Below are 18143 nucleotides of genomic sequence, written 5' to 3' on the forward strand. Positions count from 1 at the left end.
AGGCTTTTTTTGAGCAGTGTGTCGCGTGTGATAGCGCTGTTAAGTCTCTTGTTCCTCAGCGTCATCAGCCTTTGCCTTGCGGCGTACCAATCGGCCAAACAATAGCCCCACTTCATAGAGCAGATACATCGGTATGGCCAACAAACTTTGAGAAATAATATCGGGTGGGGTAAGCAGCATGCCCACCACAAAGCAGCCTAAAATAATGTACGGGCGTTTTTTAGAAAGGCTTTCAACCGTGGTCGCGCCAGACAGTATCAGCAGGAACGTCGCGATGGGGATTTCAAATGCGACACCAAAGGCGAAAAACAGCTTCAGTACAAAATTCAGGTACTGGTTAATATCGGTCATTACCGCAACGTCTTCCGGCCCGGTTTGGGTGAAAAACTCAAATAGCAGCGGAAATACCACGTAATAAGCAAAGGCCGCTCCTGCGTAAAATAGCGCTATGCTGGAGACCAGAATAGGAATGGCGAGTGCTTTTTCGTTATCGTAAAGCCCTGGTGCTACAAACGCCCATGCTTGGTGCAGCACAAAGGGGATAGCAATAAAGACGGCGACTACCAGCGTTAGTTTAAAGGGGGCCAGGAAAGGTGAGGCCACTTCGGTGGCGATCATCTGTGAGCCTTCCGGCAACAATGCCATTAATGGCTCAGCCACAAAGCTGTAGATATCATTGGCAAAGGCGTAAAGGCCAAGAAACACGACTAATATAACCACGACCGCTTTCATCAGCCGCGAGCGTAGTTCAATCAGGTGCTCAATAAGAGGCGCTTGGCCTTGGTCTTTACGCGGCTCTTGCGAATCGCCAGACATGCTCATTGGTGATTGCTATCCTTTGTAAGATCAGCCTTTTTAATATCCGCCTGCTTAGCATTAGCCTTGCTAGGCGCATTCTCGCCGCTAGGATTAACCGCACGCAGCTCATCGGTAGCACTTTGATGAGGCGTTGAAGAAGAAGCTGCTGGCGTGTCTTCGCGTACTGTTTGCAAGGCATCATCTAACCGGGCGCTAGCGTTGGCAACCCGCTGCTCGGTCTCGTTTTGGGTGGCCGGTGTAGAAGCGCTTGAAGAGCTGGAAGAAGAGGGGGCGTCGGCAATGCTCTCAACATCCTGCTTGGCTTTTTTGAGGCTGTCATCGAGCTTTTTCTGTTGCTCGTTGAGTTTTTGACGCAACTCCTCTGCTTCCAACTGAGCGCTGATTTCACGCTGCATACCGGATACCGTACGCTTGATTTTGCCGATCCACATACCTGCTGTGCGAGCGGCTCTCGGCAGGCGCTCTGGGCCAAGCACCAGAAGCCCGACGATACCAATCAGCATCAGTTCAAGAAAGCCGATATCCAGCATGGGTTATTTGCGCTCTTCGTTACGTTCTGTGGGGCGTTCTTCGGCGGCACGCTTCTCTTCTGCTTGAACGTCGTAGGTGTTACCAGCCTCTTCGTGGCTTACTTTCGCCTGAGGTTGGTCGACATCTTTTTTATCGCCATCTTTCTCTTCTTCGTTAATGGCCTTCTTAAAGCCTTTGACTGCACCGCCTAAGTCGGTGCCCACATTACGCAGTTTCTTGGTGCCGAAAATTAGGATGATAATGCCCAGAACAATCAGCAACTGCCAAATACTGATACCACCTAACATATGCATTTCCTCATCAGTGCAGGTTAACGTTGTGTGCGGGACGCTTTTTCGTCATGACCAGAAATACCAAACCGCCGTGCTAGCTCATCTAAAACGCGCTGATGATCCAGTTCAAGGTGCGACAGCATCACCAAACTATGAAACCACAGGTCGGCGGTTTCAGCGATCAATGCTTGATGCGCCTGCTCGCCACCGTGCTCGGCATCCTTAGCAGCCAAAATTGTTTCGGTCGCCTCTTCGCCGACTTTTTCGAGTATCTTGTTCAAACCCTTATGATGCAAGGAGGCAACATAAGAATCTTCTGCACAAGCATGACGGCGCTGCTTTAAGACCTCGGCGAGTGCATCTAGCACTTGCGTCGTCTGGGTAGAATCAGTCATAGGCATCCTTTTATCAATCATCACAGCGCTTTCGCCAAAGACCAGCACTTTCGTCAAAGGCCAACATTGAGGCGCTTTATCTTACTGCCAGGTTGTTTCATTGCCATAGTAGCAACAGCAAGCCTACTCCCGCAGCTGCTAAAACAGGCCATTCTTGAGCCGATGCCCAGCTGCTTAGCGGCTGCCAAGCTAGGGCAATGGCAATCAGGATGAGGCCGATACGCAGCCGATAATGACGTTTATGCTGGCGCGTCAGCTGCTGGTGAACAGCACTAATAGAGGTCACTTGCTGATGACGCTGACGGTGCTCATGTTCCATTCGGCTCAGCGCCTGGTGCGCTAACACGGGCAGCTCAGGCAACTGATGGGAAAGCTCCGGTGCCTGGCGTTTGAGCGACTCCCAAAGGCCGCCGATACCCGCACGCTGTTTCATCCACTTTTCTAGATATGGCTTGGCGGTGCTCCACAAATCCAGGTCAGGATAAAGCTGACGGCCCAGCCCTTCGATGTTAAGCAGCGTTTTTTGCAACAATACCAGCTGTGGCTGTACTTCCATATTAAAACGCCGTGCCGTTTGAAACAGCCCTAACAGCACCTGCCCAAAAGAAATATCTTTTAGGGGCTTTTCAAGAATGGGCTCGCATACGGTACGAATAGCTGCTGCGAATTCGTTGGCGCGCGTGTTTTCACCCACCCAGCCAGACTCGATATGTAAAGCCGCTACTTCGTAATAGTCTTGATGGAAAAACGCTAGTAAGTTGCGCGCAAGGTAGTCCTGATCTTCTCGGGTAAGGCTCCCCACGATGCCGCAGTCGATGGCGATGTACTGTGGATCTTCAGGGTCATCGCAGTTAACAAAGATATTGCCGGGGTGCATATCGGCATGGAAGAAGTTATCGCGGAAGACCTGGGTGAAGAAGATTTCTACGCCGCGCTCAGCCAGCTTCTTAAGATTGGTGCCACGGGCAATAAGGGTGTCTAAGTCAGCCACCGGTACGCCGCGAATACGCTCTTGCACCATGACATGGCGGCGGGTGTATGGCCAATAGATCGTCGGTACAAACAGCAGCGGTGAATCTTTGAAGTTACGCTTGAGTTGCGACGTGTTTGCCGCTTCTTTGTAGAGATCAAGTTCGTCAAACAGTGTGGCTTCGTAATCGCGGATCACTTCTACAGGGCGTAAGCGTTTTGCGTCAGGCACTTTACCCAGCAGTTTGGCGATTTGATACATCAGCGCCATATCCTGGCGCATAATGCGGTCGATGCCGGGGCGAATAATTTTGACGACTACATCTTCACCGCTATGCAGCGTTGCCGCATGCACCTGGGCAATCGATGCAGAGGCGAGAGGGGTTCGGTCAAAGGTAGCGAATGCCTCAATCAGCGACATTTCAAGCTCTTTTTCGACCCGTGCGGCAGCTAATTCGCCAGGGAAAGGGGGCACTTGGTCTTGCAGTCGTTTTAATTCATCGGCGATATCTTCGGGCAATAGATCTCGACGGGTCGAGAGCATTTGGCCAAATTTAATAAAAATCGGCCCAAGCGCTTCCAAAGCTAGGCGCAATCGCTCGCCGCGGCTGCGCTGCCCAACGGGAAACAGCTTTAGAGGAGAAAGCGTCATTAAGATACGCAGCCAGAACGGTAGCCGCTCAATGGGTATCAACGTATCTAAACGATGGCGAGCGACTATCCAAGAAATCTTCAATAACCGCAGACTCATTAGTGCGGCTCCTCAGGGTGCAACTGCTCGGTCGGCGTGGCTGTTAACTGTGTCAAACGCTTATGCAGGCGATTGAGCCTGGCTTCCAGGCGGTCGGTTGCGATCTCAAGTTCGGTCAAGTGATCTCGAAGCACATTGCGCTGTTGGCGGCCGGGTAATAAGCGGGCTTCTTCAAATACGTATTCAGAAACGTCTTGCAGCAGCTCGTCTTTCGCCCTTAGCCCCCAGCGGGTGGCGCGGCGGATACCTTCGGCCAGTGAATGGGCGGGCATATCACCCAACCAACGAGCTAGCTCGCCTTCCCAGTCGATATCCAGATCAAAGAGCAGGTCACGGGTGGCTTCTAATAGGTGAATGCGGCCACGTACAGAAAGCTTGCCATCAAACATCAACCGCTCAATGGAGGCTCCGCTTAACCATTCAGAGAGCGTTTCCGGAGTAAGCTCAACGATGGCGTCGACGTCGGTTTCATCTAGATCATCGCCACGCAGCAGATCAATCCCCGCATGGTGGTAGTGCAGTACCAACTGAAGGTGAGGCTTTTCCAGCCTTACCAGTAGTCGACTACCCGCTAACGCGGACAAGCGCGCAGGCGAGGCCGGATCGCGGGCAAGCAAGGCATTCAACGTGCGTTCACATCCGGCCAGCAACAGGGTCGGGGTGACTAGCATGCTGACCTCATTGTCGGTGATTTCATAATTTAATGCCGCGGTGAAGGGCCACGATACCGCCGGTCAGGTTGGTATATTCAACCCGATCAAGCCCTGCCGTTTCCATCATGCCTTTCAGGGTTTCCTGATCGGGATGCATACGAATAGATTCGGCGAGGTAGCGATAACTCTCACCGTCTCCGGCCACTAGTTCACCCATTTTCGGCAGAAGGCGGAAGGAGTATTCATCGTAAGCTTTCGACAGCAGCGCATTATTTGGCTTGGAGAACTCAAGCACTAGTAACCGTCCTCCGGGCTTTAGCACGCGTGTCATAGAACGCAGCGCAGCATCTTTGTCGGTGACGTTACGCAGTCCGAAGGCAATCGTAATGCAATCAAAACTGTTATCGGGAAACGGCAGACACTCGGCATTGGCTTGTACATACTCAACGTTGCCACCGACGCCATTATCCATCAGTTTGTCCCGGCCGACTCTGAGCATGGAGGCGTTAATGTCGGCTAATACCACTTTGCCCCGCGGGCCAACCAGACGAGAAAATTTGAGTGTTAAATCGCCAGTGCCGCCAGCAATATCCAGCACATGGTGCCCAGGGCGAACGCCTGCGCGCTCAATCGCAAGGCGTTTCCAGACGCGATGGATACCCATAGACATCAAGTCATTCATGATGTCATAGCGCGCAGCTACCGAATGAAAGACATCGGCAACACGAGACGCTTTTTCGTCAACTGCGACTTCCTGATAACCAAAATGGGTGGTGCGTTTTTCAGTGGGGCTCATGGGGCTCTAGCTCCCGAGTTCGAGGCGGTAATAGTCGACCAAAAGGTCGTCGCAATAAATGGTTAGCGACATTGTAGCCTTCTCACCCCCAACTTGTCTGCGCTTCAACTGAGGTGAAGCGTCACAGCTGTTTGAATTGAATGCTGGCAGGTTCGCGAGAGGCACCGGCCTCTTCGAGGCGTTGCAGGTAGTTTTGCCAATAATCTGTTTGGTGCTGAGCCAAGTCGTAAAGATAGTTCCAGCTGTAAAGGCCGCTATCGTGGCCATCGTCAAAATGCAGTTTCAGAGCGTAGTTGCCGGCTTGAGTAATGTTTTGCAGTCCGACATCTTTTTTGCCTACCTGGAGCACGGCAGTGTCGCCGCCGTGGCCACGTACTTCGGCTGAAGGTGAGTAAACCCGTAAAAATTCGACAGGCAGCCGAAAGTTTTCACCCGTGGCGTAGCCAAGTTCTAACTCTCGAGCCTGTTTATGGTAGTGAACCCGCGTTGGGGTGGGGGCATTCGTAGAAATAGGGGCATTCATGGATGACGTCACCTTTTACGATATTGAGCTAAAGCGGATTGACCGGCTATTTACGCTTTAGCAAATGCGTGAAGGCAAGCGCCACGGCTAGCGTTTAATCGACAGGACGCCGATCAAGCACGAGCAACAGGGATGTTGTTCTCGTGCATAACGTTAGACGCAGCGCAGCCTGAATAGCAGCATTTGCGTGCGTAAATAGCGGGCAGGCTGCTGCGGGCTATACCGATATAAGCGCGTTTACAAAATATAGCGCGATAGGTCTTCGTCTACTGCTAGCTCACCCAGTTGGGCATTGACGTAATCGGCATCGATAACCAGAGGGCTATCCATATCGCCGCCTTTAAACGAGGCTTCTTCGAGGAGCCTTTCTAGCACTGTGTGTAGTCGGCGAGCACCGATATTCTCGGTGCCTTCGTTCACCTGCCAGGAGATCTCGGCAATACGCTCGATACCGTCTGGAGTGAACTCGATATCCAGCCCTTCAGTTGCCAGCAGTGCTTGATACTGCTTGGTAAGCGAAGCGGATGGCTCGGTGAGAATGCGTTGGAAATCGCCAGGTGTTAGCGCATCCAGTTCAACACGGATCGGCAAGCGCCCCTGTAGCTCAGGAATAAGATCCGAGGGGCGCGATAGGTGGAAGGCACCCGAAGCAATAAACAGAATATGATCGGTTTTGACCATGCCATATTTAGTTGAAACGGTAGAGCCTTCGATTAACGGCAGCAGATCACGCTGCACGCCTTCACGGGAGACTTCGCCACCGCTGGACTGGCCGCTGCCCTTGGCAACTTTGTCGATCTCATCCAAGAAGACAATCCCATGCTGTTCGACGGCTTCGACGGCGCGGGCTTTAATCTCTTCTTCATTGACCAGTTTGCCCGCCTCTTCATCGCGCAGCAGAACCAGTGCTTCTTTCACCGTTACACGGCGCTGTTCGCGCTTTTGCTGGCCCATGTTGGAGAATAGGCTCTGTAGCTGATTGGTCATCTCCTCCATGCCGGGCGGCGTCATAATGTCGATGCCCTGACCATGGGAAGATATTTCAATATCGATCTCTTTATCATCCAGCTGGCCTTCCCGGAGCTTTTTGCGGAAGGTTTGACGCGTGCCGCTCTCTTCCCTCGGCTGGTCTTCCTGGCCGCGGGGTGGTGGCAGCAGTGCATCTAGAACGCGGTCTTCAGCGGCATCTTCAGCGCGATGTCCGACTTCTTCCTTCGCGTGCTCACGAACCATTTTGATCGCGGCTTCCATCAAGTCGCGAATAATCGATTCGACATCGCGGCCTACATAGCCCACTTCGGTAAACTTAGTGGCTTCGACCTTGATGAAGGGCGCTCTAGCTAGCTTGGCTAGGCGGCGGGCAATTTCAGTTTTACCCACGCCGGTAGGGCCAATCATCAGAATATTCTTTGGTGTCACTTCCGGGCGCAGCTCATCGTCCAACTGCATGCGACGCCAGCGGTTACGCAGGGCAATGGCCACCGCGCGCTTGGCATCTTGCTGGCCAATAATGTATTGATCTAGGGCGTGGACGATTTCGCGGGGTGTCATCTGAGTCATAAAAAGGGCCTCAACGGTCGTTGATGTTCAGCTCTTCGAGCGTCACGTGGTGATTGGTAAATACGCAGATGTCGCCGGCGATTTCGAGAGACTTTTCAGTAATTTCACGAGCAGAAAGCTCGGTGTTTTCCAACAGCGCGCGGGCACTTGCCTGGGCAAAATTGCCGCCAGAGCCAATAGCAATAATGCCGCGTTCAGGCTCAACCACATCACCGTTACCGGTAATGATCAGCGAGGCACTGTGGTCAGCCACGGCCAGTAGCGCTTCCAGTCGGCGTAGCGCTCGGTCGGTGCGCCAGTCTTTCGCCAGCTCAACCGCTGCTTTGGTAAGGTGGCCCTGGTATTTTTCCAGCTGCGCTTCAAAGCGCTCAAACAGGGTGAAGGCATCGGCGGTGCCGCCCGCAAAACCTGCCAACACTTTGCCGCGATAAAGTCGGCGTACTTTACTCGCATTGCCTTTCATTACGGTGTTGCCCAGTGATACTTGGCCGTCGCCTGCAAGGGCAACCTGATTACCGCGGCGTACGGATACAATAGTGGTCATGGAGATAACTCCTTGGGGGAGACTCACGCTCCCGATGACTGATCGGCCATATTAAAAGACCGTAAAAAAAAGCGATTCACAACAAAATGCGGGCGGCTGATAAAAAATCAACCGCCCGCTAAATAAAGCCGCTAGATAAAGTGTTTTTTAAACGGGGCTTATGACGATTAAAGCTCGCCTGGCCCTTTGGTTAAAGTAGTCTGTGGTTAGACTAGTTCTGCAGTTGGATCAGGAGCGGCTCAATGCCTTGTGTGGCCATTAAGTCTTGGGCGCGGTTAAGCTCACGGGTATCTTCATAAGGGCCTACTTGAACACGATGCCAAGTATCGCCATTAGCCTTTACTTCGCTAACTTGGGCAAGCAGGCTTAAGTTGCGCAGACGGCCACGCAACTGCTCGGCATCACTTAACTCCCGAAACGACGCGGCCTGCAACATGTAGCGATTAGGTGTGCTGGTAGCAGGCGCTTGCTGGGCGGCGGCCACTTGCTCTTCGGGTCGCATATTAGCCGCAATGACCTGAGCAATGGGGTCATCGTTCTGACGCGCACTTGCGTTGCTTGTTGCTGTTTCGTTTGTTGCTGCGTTGTTACTTGCCGTCGTTTGTTCCTGCTGTGCTGCTGCTTCAGGACGGTTCACAGTAGACGGTAGCGACACGCCAGGAGCAATGACTTCTGTGTCTGGCAGCAACGTGTAAAACTCAAACGTCGGCATTGCTGGCTCGGCGACGCTCTCGGTCTGGCGCGCTGCGCTGCGCTCATCGCTGTCGGCAGGCTTAGGCAAAACGGTCGCTTGGGGCGTGTCTTCCTGCTCTTGCCAAGGGGCGGTGCCGTGTTGGTGCTGCGCCAGGAAAAAGCCTGCCGCTAAACCTGCCACACCCCACAACCAGCCGGGAATCTTGAATCCGTCACCTGAGCTTTTGCTGGCTTTGCGCTGAGAGGTTGCTCCTCGGCGGGTTGGTTTTTCTTTTGGGCTGGCCATCGCTTACATCTCCTCTGGGGCGCTGACCCCCATAAGGTCGAGACCGTTGCGTAACACCTGCTTGGTCGCCAGGCCAAGGGCTAGGCGAGTGTTGCGCAGGGTATCGTCTTCGACCATGACTTTAACCGCGTTGTAGCACGTGTGGAAATCACCAGAAAGGTCCAGTAAATACTGAGCAACCTGCTGAGGCTCACGATTTTTAGCGGCGTTCTCAACCACTTCTGGATAGCGCGCCAAGCGGTTAAGAACGGCTTTTTCCTGATCGCTATCGAGCAGTGCGAGGTTCGCCAGAGCGACGCCGTGGTTGAAGGGCTGGCCCGCATCTTCGGCTTTGCGCAGCATGCTGGATACCCGCGCGTGAGCATACTGTATGTAATAAACAGGGTTGTCGTTCGACTGTGAGCGCGCTAGGTCGATGTCGAAGGTCAGCTGTGAATCCGCCCGGCGTGCAGCTAGGAAGAAGCGGGTAGCATCACGGCCAACTTCATCAATCAGGTCGCGCACGGTGACATAGCTGCCGGCACGTTTGGAAAGTTTTACCTCTACGCCTGAGCGGGTCACCATCACCATTTGATGCAGAACGTAGTCGGGCCAGCCTTTTGGAATGCCGACTTCCAGTGCCTGTAAGCCAGCGCGAACACGGGTAACCGTGGAGTGGTGATCAGCACCTTGCTCATTAATCACGGTTTTAAAGCCGCGTTGCCATTTGTTCAGGTGGTAGGCCACATCCGGTAGGAAGTAGGTATAACCGCCTTCTCGTTTACGCATTACGCGGTCTTTATCGTCGCCAAAGTCAGTGGTGCGCAGCCACATGGCGCCGTCTTCTTCGTACGTATGGCCATTAGCAACCAGCTTCTCGACGGTCGCCTCTACCTTGCCATCTTGATAAAGCGATGACTCAAGGAAGTAGACATCAAACTCAACGCCAAACGCTTTCAGGTCCAAGTCCTGCTCACGACGTAGCCAAGCCACAGCAAAGGCCTGAATGGCGTCTAGGTCATTAGCATCTGCTTTAGCGGTGACTTCACGGTCATCGGCTGTCACCGTTTTGCCTGCCATATAGTCATTGGCCACATCAACGATGTACTCGCCGCGGTAGCCGTCTTCTGGCCAGCTGGGATCATCTGGCCCAAGGCCCTTGGCGCGAGCTTGAACAGAAAGCGCCAGGTTTTTGATTTGGGCGCCGGCATCGTTGTAATAAAATTCGCGAGTCACATCGTAGCCGGTGGCTTCTAGTAGGCGGCAAATACAATCGCCTATTGCTGCGCCACGGCCATGGCCAACGTGAAGAGGCCCGGTCGGGTTGGCTGAAACAAACTCCACCTGGACTTTCTCGCCTTTGCCGATCAGGCTGCGGCCAAAGGCATCGCCGCTATCGAGCACTTGAGCAACAATTTGAGCGGCCGCATCGGTGGCAGCAAAGAAATTGATAAAGCCTGGGCCTGCGATCTCAGTTTTTTGAAGCGCATCGCTGGCGGGAAGGGCAGCAACCAGTAGGTCGGCAAGCTCGCGAGGTTTCATCGCTGCAGGCTTCGCCAGCATGAGGGCCAAGTTAGTGGCATAGTCGCCGTGAGCTTTGTCTTTGGTGGGGTCAACTTTAATGGTCGGCTGTAAATCGTCGGGCAGCACGCCTTGGTGCTTAAGCGCGGCAATCGCGCCTTCTAGCAAAGTAACAATGGTGTCTTTCATTTAAATATCCGGATGTCGTCGGTGGCGGCGTGTGCATGCGCATATACATGTAAATGGTAATGCAGTTATTCATATAAATGTAAATGCAGTAGCAAAGCGGCCATTATCGGCAATTGGCGCGCAGTTTCAAAGCCGTATTGCGTTACCGGGCGAGCCAATTGCCTTCGATCTACCTGTCTTTACGCGAGAGTTTGCGGGTCAATGTCGATTGACCAGCGCACTTTGCGTGCCTCTCGATTGGCCTCTAGCCACTGTACCAGCCAGTTAGCAGCCGTGTGGCGCTGGCTACGTTTGTCCGCTGCCAGCATGATGTGTACATGATAACGGTTTTGACGGCGCTCCATGGGCGCCGGGACAGGGCCTAAACAGCGCACGGGAAGTTTTACTATTGTTAACCATTCCTGAAGTGCTTGAGCGGCCTGTTGGCCCAAAGCAAGGGCTGCTTCTTCATGGGGGCTTTCAATTCGTAGCAATGCCATAAAGCAAAAAGGGGGCAGCCCGGCGAGTCGGCGCTCTTCCAAAAGACTGCGTGCGAGTGCGCCATAACCGTGTTCAGCAAGTTGGCTCAAATGCGGGTCATCTGGGTGCAGCGTTTGTACCAGTACACGCCCCGGGTGAGCGGCACGCCCTGCGCGACCAGCGACTTGCTCCAGCAACTGCGCGCTGTGCTCCAAAGCGCGAAAGTCGGCAGCGTAGAGCCCGCCGTCGGCATTGACGACGACAACCAACGTGACATGGGGAAGATGATGTCCTTTCGCTAGCATCTGGGTGCCGACGAGCAAGCAAGGCTCGCCTCGCTGAATTTCTTTGAGTATCTGCTCAAAACTCTCTTTTTTACGCGTACTGTCGCGGTCAATACGGTGCACGGTAACGTTAGGGAACAGGCCTTGTAGCGTTTCTTCAGTTCTTTCGGTGCCGCTGCCCAGGGCGCGCAGGTCACCGCTGCCGCATTCGGGGCAAGCATCCGGCAGCGCCCGTCGGCTATCGCAATGGTGGCAGGCTAAGAGTGGGGGCTGGCGGTGGAGTGTCATGCGTGAGTCGCACTGCCCGCACTCGGCCATCCATCCGCAGCTATGACAAGCCAGTGTCGGTGCGAACCCCCGTCGGTTGATAAACACTAGCGCCTGTTTACCTGCCTTTAAGGTGCTTTTGATGGCGGCGATGGCGCTAGGCAGGAGCCCGCCCTGGCGTCGCTGATGACGTAGGTCAATCAACTCAAGCTTAGCTGGTGGGTGCCGGCTAGGGCGTTGGGTAAGCCGCAGATGACGGTAATGACCAGAAAGCGCTTGCTGCAAGCTCTCAAACGAAGGCGTTGCGCTGCCTAGTAGTAGGGGAATGTTGTGGTAGTGAGCCCTGGCAACGGCTAAGTCCCGGGCGTGGTAGCGTAGCCCGTCGTGCTGTTTATAGGAGCCATCATGTTCCTCGTCGACGATAATGGCCCCTGGGTTTTTGAGGGGAGTGAAAATAGCTGAGCGGGTGCCGATAATCACTAGCGCGCGGCCATTGGCAGCGGCCTCCCATACATCCAAGCGCTCTAGATCGGTAAGGCCCGAATGTAGCGCCACTACCGGTACCCTAAATCGGCTCTTGAAACGCGCCAGAGTTTGAGGAGTGAGGCCTATTTCAGGCACCAGTACCAAAGACTGCTTGCCTTTATCGGCGAGGGCTTCTATCAGTTGAAGATAAATTTCGGTTTTACCACTGCCGGTCACGCCTTCAAGTAAGCAAGGATGGTAGCTTTCGAGTTTTTCATGCAGTACGGCAAGTGCTGCGGCCTGCTCTCTATTCAGAGGAAGTGATGGCGAGGCCAGTAGGTTGCCGCCAGCAGGTTGCGCTGCGGTTAGTGTGGTTTCCTGGGCACGGGCGAAGCCTTTTTTTTGCAAGGCTAGAAGCTGTTCACGGGTGAAACCATGAGCAGTGATTGCTCGGCCAGCCAGCCCATGTGGATGCTGGCGCAGCAGGGCATACAGTTCGGCTTGCTTTGGTGCTCGTTGAAGCGGCAGGTCACCCCCTGGTGATAGCGGTAGCCACAGGGTTTGTGTTCGTCCCCCCATGGGGTGGCCTTGGCGAAGCCGGGCGGGCATGGCCAGCTGCATGGTATCGCCTAAGCTGTGCTGGTAATAACGGGCGGCGAAATGGCATAGCCACTGCCAGTCGTTGGGCAGGGGGGCATCGTCGAGCACTTCGCTAATAGCGCGCAGCTTTCCGTGAGGCAGTTCGCTGCTATTGGCCAGTTTTGTTACCACGCCGACCACTTCCCTGCGGCCAAAGGGGACGCGCACTCTAAGGCCTACCTGCCAGCCGCAAACCGGTGGTTGGTGTGTTGGTAAATAGTCAAATAAGCGCCGCAGTGGTGATGGCAGGGCGACTTTTAGCACTTGAAACGGTGCTGAGGTCGCGCCTTGAGGGCGTGCCTGGTTAGAAACAGAGTCGGACAATTGGCCTCCGGCGTTTAGTTTGCTAGAATGCGCGGCCGCTCTGAATCTATAGGATGGAGCGGTTAACCGGTTAGCAGTTTTTTCAAACCCGTATGCGGTGCCTGGCAATGGATCAGGTGGCGGCATACAGCTCATGAGGCTCAAGATGAAACAAGGTATCCACCCGAATTACAACACGGTCACCGCTAGCTGTTCTTGTGGTGCAAGCTTCCAAGTTGGTTCTACCTCTGGTCAGGACTTCTCTCTGGACGTGTGCTCCAACTGCCACCCGTTTTACACCGGTAAGCAGAAGCAAGCGACCACTGGTGGCCGTGTAGAACGCTTTAACAAGCGTTTCGGCGCTGCCGTTAAGCGCGGCTAATCCTAACGGATTTGCGCTGTTGCAAACACACAATGTGTTTTGCAATGAGGCCCACGCTACGGCGTGGGCTTTTTATTCTCAGTGGCTCGCTTTTTCCCTTTCCCTTTCCCTTTCCCTTTCCTGATTGGCCTTTTGAAGACTTATTTGCGCTTAGTGATGACGCATCCATAGCTGCTTTTAAATAGGCACTTTTCCACAGGCTCTTCCGCACATATTAGCCTGTTGAAAAGTTAGCTTTTTTCTCTTTTTTTAGTGGAATTTATTTCCATAAAATGACGCATTGCATCAATAAGCAAACCTTTATGGCTGGCATGTTTATGCATAAGTTGCAGCAAATGATATTGAAAAGTTACGAACATGATGGAAACGGAGTTAAAACGACTGTTTTCCTGCAAAGTTTACTACGTGCTTGAGACGCATGGGTTTTTTCTATATTCTGGAGTGACTTTTCTACTTTAGGCTGATTGGACCTTGACCATGATGGATGCAAATAAGCAAGCGGCTTTGGATTATCACGCTAAACCGATTCCCGGTAAGCTATCTGTGGAGTTAACCAAACCCACGGCTACCGCGCGTGATCTGGCGCTGGCGTATAGCCCTGGCGTTGCTGAGCCGGTTCGCGAAATCGCTCGCGAGGCGGAAAATGCGTATCGCTACACTGGTAAAGGGAACCTGGTTGCCGTCATTTCCGACGGAACCGCCATTCTAGGCCTTGGAAACCTTGGTCCACTGGCCAGTAAGCCGGTTATGGAAGGTAAGGGCGTACTCTTTAAGTGCTTTGCAGGCATTAACTCAGTCGATATTGAAGTGGATGCTGAAAGCCCGCAGGCGTTTATCGATACGGTGGCGCGTATTGCGGACACCTGGGGCGGCATTAACCTGGAAGATATCAAAGCACCCGAATGCTTTGAAATCGAAAAAGCCTTGATTGATCGCTGCAGCATTCCGGTATTTCACGATGATCAGCATGGTACGGCCATTGTGACCGCCGCAGGTATGCTCAATGCGCTGGATATTGCGGGCAAGCGAATTGAAGATGTGAAGATTGTATGCATGGGCGCGGGAGCTGCAGCGATTGCTTGCATGCGTTTGCTAGTGTCTTGTGGCGCTAGTAAAGAGAATTTGGTGATGCTTGACCGGCGCGGTGTTATTCACACTGATCGCGATGGCATTAACGAGTATAAAGCTGAATTCGCCCGCAATACCGGTATGCGCACACTAGACGATGCCATCGACGGTGCTGATGTGTTTATTGGTCTTTCTGGTCCAGGGCTTCTTTCTGCTGAGCAAGTTAAGAAAATGGCCGCAGATCCGGTTATTTTCGCCTGTACTAACCCAGATCCGGAAATTCACCCGGCTGTGGCCCGCGAGGCACGCCCTGATGTGATCATGGCCACCGGCCGTTCGGACTTCCCGAATCAGGTAAATAACGTATTGGGTTTCCCGTTTATTTTCCGAGGTGCTTTAGATGTTCGGGCGACACGCATCAATGAAGCCATGAAGCTGGCAGCAGTCCACGCTCTGAAGGATCTAGCCCGAGAGCCGGTTCCCCAAGAAGTGTTAGACGCCTACGAGCGCACTGAAATGAGCTTTGGGCGTGAGTACATTATCCCGACACCGGTCGATATTCGCCTGCTAGACCGAGTTTCTTCGGCGGTGGCCCAGGCAGCGGTAGATTCAGGTGTGGCGCGCAAACCTTACCCGGCACACTATCCGCTCAAAACCATTAATGATGTTTACGGTGCGTCAGTTGTTTAGCACACATTAATGTACCCACCAACGCCCGTTTATAGCGGGCGTTGGTGTTTTGGGGGCCGGTTTTGTTGATCGGTTTAGTGTTGCTGAGGATATCGCACCAGCCCCTCTTGAGCGGTAGATGCCACCAAGCGTCCATCGCGACGGTAAATATGACCGCGGGCTAAACCACGGGCGCCGCCTGCCCAGGGAGAGTCAATCACGTAAAGTAGCCAGTCATCCAGGCGAGTGTCTTCGTGTAACCACAGTGCATGATCTAGGCTAGCGATGCGCAGTTTAGGGTCAGTGAATTTAATGCCGTGGGGGACTAGTCCTGTCGTCAGTAGGTTGAAGTCTGACGCGTAGGAAAGCAGATGTCGGTGCAGTGCTGGGTCATCGGGCAGCGCTCCGCCAGCTAAGCGGAACCATAGACATTGGCCTGCAGGCGATGCATTGTCTGGGTTGCCCTTTAAATGCAGAAACTCGATAGGGTGGCCTGGGAAGCGGGTATGCTTCACGTCACCACTTTCGATGATGGCTTCCGGTGTGGCTACATTGGGCATCGTGCGTTGGTGGCTAATGCCCTCTTCCTCGCTTTGAAACGATGCGCTACAGAAGAAAATAGGTCGTCCTTTTTGTATGGCGGTGACGCGACGAGTAGTAAAGCTACCACCATCGCGAATCGTGTCTACTTGGTAGACGACGGGGCGGTGAGGGTCGCCGGGACGCAGAAAATAGCCATGCTGTGAGTGTGGGCGGCGATCATCGGGCACGGTGCGGGCCGCAGCTGCTAATGCTTGGCCTAATACCTGACCGCCGTAGAGTTGTGGGAAGCCGAGGTCTTGGCTTTGGCCACGAAATAGCGTCTCTTCAAGTGTTTCCAGCTCTAGTAAGCTTACCAGTAACTTCAGCGCATCGTTCATTCTCGGTATCCTTAGTGCTGTCCGTTTGGCCGCTAATGTTTGCCAGGGTATCTATGCGGCTATGGCACAATTAAAACGATCGTTTTGCTACCTTAGCGGAGTTTGTCTTGATACGCAGCGACGAATTTTACATGCACCGAGCGCTTGACCAGGCACACCTTGCCTTTAAAGAGGGCGAGGTGCCGGTGGGTGCCGTGGTAGTAGATGCTCTAGGCGCTATTATAGGAGTAGGGAGGAACTCACCGGTAGCCAGTTGCGACCCCAGTGGTCACGCAGAAATTCGCGCGCTGCGGGAGGCGGGGCAGCAGGTGGATAACTATCGCTTAGAGGGCTGCACACTATTTGTGACGCTTGAACCATGCATGATGTGTGCGGGTGCCATGGTCCATGCCCGCTTAGCACGCTTGGTGTATGGTGCGGCAGAGCCGCGCACGGGTATGGTCGAATCAAAAGCCAACCTGCTTGCTCAGCCGTGGTTCAATCATCAAGTAGCCGTCACCAGTGGCGTGCTGGCAGCGCCGGCAAAAAAATTGCTAAAACAGTTTTTTGCTACGAAACGCTAGCCCGCTACTATCGTCAACGAGTGGCGGTATTGGGGGTAGCCAATCATTATTCCACGGGTGGAATAATATCAAAGAGTAACAGAGGCTCATCGCTAACCAGCGTTTGCCCCAGCTGGAAGAACTGCTGGCGGCTGCGCTCAACGTACTCAATCATCTCGTAGTAGCGACGAATGTTGCGTACATAAATGACGGGCTCGCCGCCGCGTGCATAGCCATAGCGAGTTTGGCTATGCCATTTCCGTTGCTGAAGTAGCGGTAGTGCTGCGCGTACATCTTGCCAGCTGTCTGGGTTGCCGCCGCGCATTTCGGCGATCTTGCGGGCATCGTATAGGTGTCCAAGCCCCACGTTGTAGGCTGCCATCGCCATGTAGAGCCGGTCATTACCGATAATGCTTTCAGGCAGACGATCTTTAATACTGCGTAAATAGCGTGCACCACCATCAATGCTTTGTGCTGGATTAGTGCGGTCAGCGACGCCCATCTCGCTGGCGGTAGGGTTGGTGAGCATCATCAGGCCACGCACCCCAGTAGGGGACACTGCGTTAGGGTCCCAGTGAGATTCCTGATAGCCCACGGCGGCCAGTAGTTTCCAATCAAACCCTGTATCTCGAGCGGCTTTTTTGAAAAGCTCGGTATAGGTTGGCAGACGTTCATCAAGATGGGCTAAAAACGTGCGCGTTCCCACATACTCCAAATAATCATCATGGCCAAAATAACGGCTGACTAGCTGTTCTAGCGTGCCATTTCCCTGTAGCTCCTCAAGGAACCGGTTAGCAGCTTCCAAGAGGCCCAGCCCGCGCCCGCTGGGCACCGCCCAGGTTAATGATAGCGGCTCTCCCAAGAAGAAGCCGCGCTCGACGTTGGGGAAAAAAAGCCGGTTTAGACGAAACTGATGATCAAAAATAATCGCCGCATCCAGCGTGCCGTTTTCCACCCGCGCCAGCAGTTCTGCTACCTCAAGCTCATGGGACTCTTTCCAGCTCAAACTTGGATAGTCGCGCTGAAGGGCGAGAAGTGCTTGGCTGGTGCCCGCCTCGCTCAGCGTGCCCAATTCCAAGCCAACTAAATTTTCCGGCTCGTTAATGCCGTTCAAGCCGCGGCGGTAAACCACCAATGGCTGCATCTGAATAATTGAACGGGTGTAATGAATGCCAGATGAATCTGGCAGCAAGGGCAGTGCTGCTGCACCCAGGTCACCTTGCCCTCGCACAGCAGGCAACACGCTTTCAGGGTGGTGGCTTGCATTGAGGTTTAAGCTAACGCCCAGGTAATCAGCAAACCGATGCATCAGTTCATATTCAAAGCCAGTTGGGCCTTGGCGGCCTTCATAGTAGGTGGTTGGCGTGTTGCGGGTATGAATGGTAATAAAATCTTTTGCGGTAATCTGGGCTAAATGTTCACCTTGCGATACCAGGGAGGCGCGCGGAACTAACGCTAAGAAAAGCGTAGCAATTACTGCGAAATAGGCGCGAGAACGCCTCATAAAGTGTCGGTAAATCAACGTTAGCATGGTGTCTTGTTGAGGGGAAACAGTCTGTAACGATACCCAGCCTGAGAGAAGCTGTCACCTTGTTGATTTCGTGTGGCCGCCGCTTTCCAGTATCATAGAGAGATTGCCGCGCTGCGGCCCATTGATTTCCTGC

At 53.6% G+C, this 18143-nt stretch carries 18 protein-coding genes; 3 read left to right on the forward strand and 15 right to left on the reverse strand.

From position 1 onward, the window contains the following. Positions 1-39: 39 nt before the first annotated feature. From tatC to L1X57_RS09090, 13 genes are all read right to left on the reverse strand, one after another. Complete coding sequence (gene tatC, locus L1X57_RS09030; protein WP_009724841.1) at positions 40-822, reverse strand: twin-arginine translocase subunit TatC; 783 nt, start codon at positions 820-822, stop codon at positions 40-42. Continuing rightward, entirely contained in the window at positions 819-1349 is a 531-nt protein-coding gene (tatB, locus tag L1X57_RS09035) for a Sec-independent protein translocase protein TatB (RefSeq protein ID WP_009724840.1), read from the reverse strand. The genes tatC and tatB overlap by 4 nt, the downstream gene beginning before the upstream one ends. 3 nt (positions 1350-1352) lie before the next feature. Next, positions 1353-1637: a Sec-independent protein translocase subunit TatA gene (gene tatA / locus L1X57_RS09040; protein WP_009724839.1), complete on the reverse strand. Its 285-nt coding sequence runs from the start codon at positions 1635-1637 to the stop codon at positions 1353-1355. A 23-nt stretch (positions 1638-1660) separates the two neighbouring features. Then, complete coding sequence (locus tag L1X57_RS09045) at positions 1661-2017, reverse strand: phosphoribosyl-ATP diphosphatase (protein WP_009724838.1); 357 nt, start codon at positions 2015-2017, stop codon at positions 1661-1663. A gap of 97 nt (positions 2018-2114) precedes the next feature. Then, complete coding sequence (ubiB, locus tag L1X57_RS09050; RefSeq protein ID WP_009724837.1) at positions 2115-3737, reverse strand: ubiquinone biosynthesis regulatory protein kinase UbiB; 1623 nt, start codon at positions 3735-3737, stop codon at positions 2115-2117. Continuing rightward, positions 3737-4408 carry a ubiquinone biosynthesis accessory factor UbiJ gene (locus L1X57_RS09055; RefSeq protein WP_009724836.1) on the reverse strand — a complete coding sequence of 224 codons (672 nt, stop codon included), beginning with the start codon at positions 4406-4408 and terminating at the stop codon, positions 3737-3739. The genes ubiB and L1X57_RS09055 overlap by 1 nt, the downstream gene beginning before the upstream one ends. 22 nt (positions 4409-4430) lie before the next feature. Beyond that, positions 4431-5186 (reverse strand): bifunctional demethylmenaquinone methyltransferase/2-methoxy-6-polyprenyl-1,4-benzoquinol methylase UbiE, encoded by a 756-nt coding sequence (ubiE, locus tag L1X57_RS09060; protein ID WP_009724835.1) that lies wholly within the window; start codon positions 5184-5186, stop codon positions 4431-4433. A gap of 121 nt (positions 5187-5307) precedes the next feature. After that, on the reverse strand, positions 5308-5709 hold the full coding sequence (locus L1X57_RS09065) for a gamma-butyrobetaine hydroxylase-like domain-containing protein (protein ID WP_009724834.1): 402 nt from the start codon (positions 5707-5709) through the stop codon (positions 5308-5310). 237 nt (positions 5710-5946) lie between these two features. Continuing rightward, the gene (gene hslU, locus L1X57_RS09070; protein WP_009724833.1) at positions 5947-7269 is read right to left on the reverse strand and encodes an ATP-dependent protease ATPase subunit HslU; all 1323 of its coding nucleotides are present in this window, start codon (positions 7267-7269) and stop codon (positions 5947-5949) included. 10 nt (positions 7270-7279) lie between these two features. Next, positions 7280-7813 carry an ATP-dependent protease subunit HslV gene (hslV, locus tag L1X57_RS09075; protein WP_009724832.1) on the reverse strand — a complete coding sequence of 178 codons (534 nt, stop codon included), beginning with the start codon at positions 7811-7813 and terminating at the stop codon, positions 7280-7282. A 211-nt stretch (positions 7814-8024) separates the two neighbouring features. Then, entirely contained in the window at positions 8025-8792 is a 768-nt protein-coding gene (locus L1X57_RS09080; RefSeq protein ID WP_009724831.1) for an SPOR domain-containing protein, read from the reverse strand. A 3-nt stretch (positions 8793-8795) separates the two neighbouring features. After that, positions 8796-10481 carry an arginine--tRNA ligase gene (argS, locus tag L1X57_RS09085; protein ID WP_009724830.1) on the reverse strand — a complete coding sequence of 562 codons (1686 nt, stop codon included), beginning with the start codon at positions 10479-10481 and terminating at the stop codon, positions 8796-8798. A 179-nt stretch (positions 10482-10660) separates the two neighbouring features. Then, complete coding sequence (locus tag L1X57_RS09090) at positions 10661-13045, reverse strand: primosomal protein N' (RefSeq protein WP_009724829.1); 2385 nt, start codon at positions 13043-13045, stop codon at positions 10661-10663. A gap of 19 nt (positions 13046-13064) precedes the next feature. Here L1X57_RS09090 and rpmE point away from each other — a divergent pair, with 19 nt between their 5' ends. Both rpmE and L1X57_RS09100 read left to right on the forward strand, forming a co-directional pair. Continuing rightward, the gene (gene rpmE, locus L1X57_RS09095; protein ID WP_009724828.1) at positions 13065-13280 is read left to right on the forward strand and encodes a 50S ribosomal protein L31; all 216 of its coding nucleotides are present in this window, start codon (positions 13065-13067) and stop codon (positions 13278-13280) included. Between the two features lie 477 nt (positions 13281-13757). Then, the gene (locus L1X57_RS09100; RefSeq protein ID WP_009724826.1) at positions 13758-15038 is read left to right on the forward strand and encodes a malic enzyme-like NAD(P)-binding protein; all 1281 of its coding nucleotides are present in this window, start codon (positions 13758-13760) and stop codon (positions 15036-15038) included. A 74-nt stretch (positions 15039-15112) separates the two neighbouring features. On the opposite strand, the gene L1X57_RS09105 is transcribed toward L1X57_RS09100, so the two are convergent. Next, positions 15113-15937, reverse strand: a complete 825-nt coding sequence (locus L1X57_RS09105; RefSeq protein ID WP_009724825.1) for an acyl-CoA thioesterase — start codon at positions 15935-15937, stop codon at positions 15113-15115. Between the two features lie 110 nt (positions 15938-16047). Here L1X57_RS09105 and tadA point away from each other — a divergent pair, with 110 nt between their 5' ends. Next, positions 16048-16500, forward strand: a complete 453-nt coding sequence (tadA, locus tag L1X57_RS09110; protein WP_221927901.1) for a tRNA adenosine(34) deaminase TadA — start codon at positions 16048-16050, stop codon at positions 16498-16500. 46 nt (positions 16501-16546) lie between these two features. Here tadA and mltF read toward each other — a convergent pair whose 3' ends face one another. Then, on the reverse strand, positions 16547-18010 hold the full coding sequence (gene mltF / locus L1X57_RS09115; protein WP_009724823.1) for a membrane-bound lytic murein transglycosylase MltF: 1464 nt from the start codon (positions 18008-18010) through the stop codon (positions 16547-16549). Positions 18011-18143 lie beyond the last annotated feature (133 nt).

Source organism: Halomonas sp. TD01 (assembly GCF_923868895.1).
GTDB lineage: Bacteria > Pseudomonadota > Gammaproteobacteria > Pseudomonadales > Halomonadaceae > Vreelandella.